General features: G+C 73.4%; 3 protein-coding genes and 1 pseudogene. All 4 read left to right on the top strand.

Translation table 11 applies throughout. The features are described 5' to 3' along the window. The coding region (locus AB0I83_RS31255) for a hypothetical protein (RefSeq protein ID WP_363307034.1) at positions 1 to 1,290 on the top strand (1,290 nt) is incomplete at its 5' end. Between the two features lie 3 nt (positions 1,291 to 1,293). After that, positions 1,294 to 3,018, top strand: coding sequence for a hypothetical protein (locus AB0I83_RS31260; protein ID WP_363307035.1), 1,725 nt, complete (start codon positions 1,294 to 1,296; stop codon positions 3,016 to 3,018). A gap of 31 nt (positions 3,019 to 3,049) precedes the next feature. Next, positions 3,050 to 3,727 carry a hypothetical protein gene (locus tag AB0I83_RS31265; protein ID WP_168131738.1) on the top strand — a complete coding sequence of 226 codons (678 nt, stop codon included), beginning with the start codon at positions 3,050 to 3,052 and terminating at the stop codon, positions 3,725 to 3,727. Positions 3,728 to 3,740: 13 nt separating this feature from the next. Then, a pseudogene (locus AB0I83_RS31270) lies at positions 3,741 to 3,985 on the top strand (hypothetical protein); the annotation flags it as partial.

Genomic DNA, 3,985 nt, shown 5'->3' on the forward strand with positions numbered 1-3,985 from the left:
CTGCACGGCGCCGTCGATCTGGACCGGCTGCGGGAGCACCGGGCCCGTCTGGAGGCCGAGGACTTCGAGATCTGGGCCGAGAGCCTGCCCGACGCCGCCACGCGCAGCTTCGCGCTCGCGCTGGCCGTGCTCAACGGGCTGCCGCAGGAGGACATCGCCCAGGCCGCGCGCTCGCTGCGCAGCCGGCTGGAGGACGGCAGCCCCTACCTGAGAGCACCCGGCCCGGACGGACACGTTCCGCGCGACAGGCACCTGTTCGACACCCCGCGGCGGCGGCAGCTGCTGCGGCTGCGGGCCAGGGAGGTGGACCCGCCCGGCGGCGAGCCCGGGAGACTGCTCGAGTACAAGGACCCCGGCTACGCACGCCGGGTCATCGTGCACGCCTGGACCCAGTACGAGGTGCAGGCCGAGATCCTCGACTGGCTTCAGGAGCTGGTCGTCCACCCCTCCGAACAGGTGCGCGTGCACGCGGCCGCCACCGGGCTCGGGGTGCTCGCCGCCGAGTCCTACCGGACCGTCGAGCGCCGGGTCCTGACCCGCTGGGCACTCAGCGACAGCCCCGCGCGCCGCACCGCCGTCGCCTACGCGCTGGCCGTGGCCTGCCAGAACGGCTGGGTGAAGGAACAGGCGACCGGCCTGGTCGAGGGCTGGTACGCCGACCAGGACCGCCCGGCGCTGCAGGCGACCGCGGCCCGGGTGCACGGTCTGGGCGCGGTGTCGGACCAGCCGGTCGGGGAACTGGCGCGGCTGCTCGCCGTGGACAGCGTGACGGTGGCGGTGGCCGTCGGGTCCGCGCTGGCCGACCTGGTGGCCGCCGACACCGACGTGACCGGGTCCGTGCTGGCCATGCTGCGCGGCAGGGCGGAGCAGCACCGTTCGAGCCGGGCCGCGACGCTCGCCTTCCTGATCGTGGCCGCGCAGGTCGTCGTGGAGACCAAGGAGGCGGAGCCCGACGCGGCGGTGCCGGAGTGGCCGACCCTGCTCCATCTCGCCCACCGGCGCCACGAGTTGCGCGATCCGTTCGTGCGGTTGTGGCGCTGCGCGCTGAACGAGTCGTTCTTCCACCACGAGGCGAAACAGGTGCTCCTGCAGTGGGCGCGGCTGGCGGAGCGGGACGCCGAGCTGCGCGAGCGGTTCCGCCTGCTGGTCGGCGCGATCGCGCACGAGGACGTGCGCTCGGGACGCATCCTGCGCGGCTGCGCCGAGGACTGGGTGCACCCGGACCGCATCGTGCAGCTGCCGCTCACCGCCCGCGTGGTGCGTGCGCAGCTCGACGTCGAAGGGGTCTGACGGATGTCTGTACGGCTGATTCTCAACGATCGCGCGATCGCCCGCGGTCAGGTGGGCGATCTGCCCGACCTGCCGCCCGCGGTGGCGATCGTCTACCCCAAGGAGGGAGGCCCGTTCGAGGTCGAGAGAGTCCGTACCCGCACCGAGCGCTGGTTCGGCAGGGGCCGGCCCTGCTACGTCGTCGACCTGAGCGACCACCGGCGCCGGGCCAATGTCACCAAGACCCCGCTGACCTGCAAGGACGGTGGGCACCGGTTCCAGGCGACGGTCGACGTCGGCTTCCGTGTGCACGATCCGGTGACGGTGGTCGCCCGCAATGTGCGCGACGCCCTGGCCGTCGTCTACGGCTATCTGACCGACCGCATCCGGCTGTGCGCCGCCCGCTTCGCCATCACCGAGGCCATGGCGGCCCAGCTGGCGATCAACCAGGAACTGGACCGGGAGATCCTGCTGCCCGAGGGCATCGCGATCTACTACTGCAAGGTCCAGATGGAGCCGGACGCGGCGGCCGCCCAGTACATCCGGGACCTGGAGGAGGCCCGCAGGCGTGCCCGGCTCGACGTGCACCAGCACGAGGCGAAGCTCGGGCGGGCCCGCTCCGAGGAGGAGATCGAGGATCTGCGGGCGGCGGCGCGCAGGCGCCGCGAGGCGGAGGAGCGGGCGGCGCTGGCCGGCGGGACGCTGGACTTCGAGCGCCTCATCCGGGAGCACCTGGCGCGGCACCCGGGGGAGACCTCGGAGGCGATCGCCCATCTCGTCCAGCTCCGTGCCGGCGAGGCCACCCAGCACGAGCTCCGTGACCAGCGGCACGCCGAGATGGTCAAGTACCTGATCGAGCGGGGCGTGGTGCGCGAGGTCGATCTGCCGGGGCTGCGGCAGGGCGTACTCGGCCCGAGCGCCGCGGGCACGGGAGTGTCCGGTGTGCTGGAGCGTCCCGACGCCGGCACCGCCCCGTCGTTCGGCTCCGGGGTGGTGCCCCAGCTGCCCGACTACTCGGCGTCCGCACCGGTGTCCGCGCAGGCGGGCGGGGCGGTGCAGTGGGGCGGAGGCTCCGCCGCGGCCGCTTCCGCACCGCCGAGCGGGCTGATCCCGGTGTATCTGGTCCTGGACATCTCGACGGAGTCGTCCGGCTGCCTCACCGATCTGCAGAACATGCTGCGGTCGGTGCAGACCGCGCTGGCGAACAGTCCCGACGTGGCGGCCGCGGTGCGCCTGTCGGTGATCACCTACGCCGACGGGGCCGATGTGGTGCTGCCGCTGACCCAGGTGTCCTGGCGCACCGGCGTGCCGTCCCTGGCCGTGGCGCCCGGCTGCCGCTACCGGCCCGCGCTCAAGCGGCTGCTGCAGCTGGTGCCGCTGGAGACCGAGCGGCTGAAGGAACAGGTCCCGCGGGTGCTGCGCCCGGTGGTGTTCTTCCTGGCCGTCGGCGAGGCCGAGGACGACACCGAGTGGCCCGCGGCGCATGCGGAGCTGATGGCGCACACGTACCACCCGCACCTCGTGGCGTGCGGCATCGGGCGGGGGCGGGCCCGTGCGGTGCAGCGCCTGGCGTCGCGGCCCGAGCTGGGTGTGGTCGCCGTGGACGGAGCGGACACGGCGCAGTCGGTCGTGCAGTTCTCCGTGCTGGTGCAGCAGACGCTGCTGCACCTGGGGCGGAGTGCGCTCGCCGGCCGGATGGAGCTGCGGCTGGACTGCCCGCAGGGGCTCCGGCCGGTCGCCGGCGAGTGAGGAAGCGGAAAGGGCGAAGGGAAGAAGTGGGATGGCTGACACGCTGGGGCAGCTGCTGCCGGTGTACGTCCTCGCGGACGAGTCGGGGTCGATGACGCCGTACGTCGGCGACCTCAACGAGGGGATGAAGTCGCTGCACGTGGCGCTGTTGGGGGAGCCGATGGCGGCGGCGAAGGTGCGCTTCTCGGTGCTCGGGTTCGCCAGCGGTGTCACCGAGCGGCTGGTGCTGGCGGATCTGCGCAGCGAGGCCGAGCTGCCGCGTCTGTCGGCGGGCGGCGGAACGGACTACGACGCGGCGTTCGGGGCGCTGCTCGAGCGCATCCCGCAGGACGTGACGACGCTGAAGTCCCAGGGGTACCGGGTGCACCGGCCGGCCGTGTTCTTCCTGAGCGACGGGCAGCCGACGTGCGGCGAGGAGTGGCGGCAGACGCACCGCCGGCTCGTCGACCGGTCCGTGACCCCCGCGGCGCCCAACATCATCGCGTTCGGGATCGGCGAGGCACGCGCGGAGACGATCCTGTCCGTGGCGACGCAGCAGGACTTCGCGTTCGTGTCCCTGCCGGGGGCGCAGCTCGGTGAATCCATCGCCCGGTTCTTCACCGCGCTCACCAAGAGCGTGGTCGAGTCGGGCAACGCGGTGGCCTCGGGGCAGGCCGAGCTGGTGGTGGAGAAGCCGGAGGGCTTCCGGCTCGCGATCGACGAGGTCTGAGGTGGAGGAGCGGGTGCGGTTTCGCTGGAGCAAGGACCGGGCGGGCCGGCGGCAGGGCGCACCGGACCGGCCGTCGGACGAGACACGCGACGACACGCGGCACGTCCCCCTGGGCCCGCCGGCCGCCGGGCGGCAGCCGGACCCGCCGTACCAGGTGCCCGACTACGCGGTGCCGGACTACCGGGTGCCGGACTACCGGGTCCCGGAGTACTCCGGCCCGGACCTGACCGCCCCGGACCTGACCACCCCGGACCTGAC

The sequence above is a fragment of the Streptomyces sp. NPDC049970 genome, from assembly GCF_040660235.1.
GTDB lineage: Bacteria > Actinomycetota > Actinomycetes > Streptomycetales > Streptomycetaceae > Streptomyces.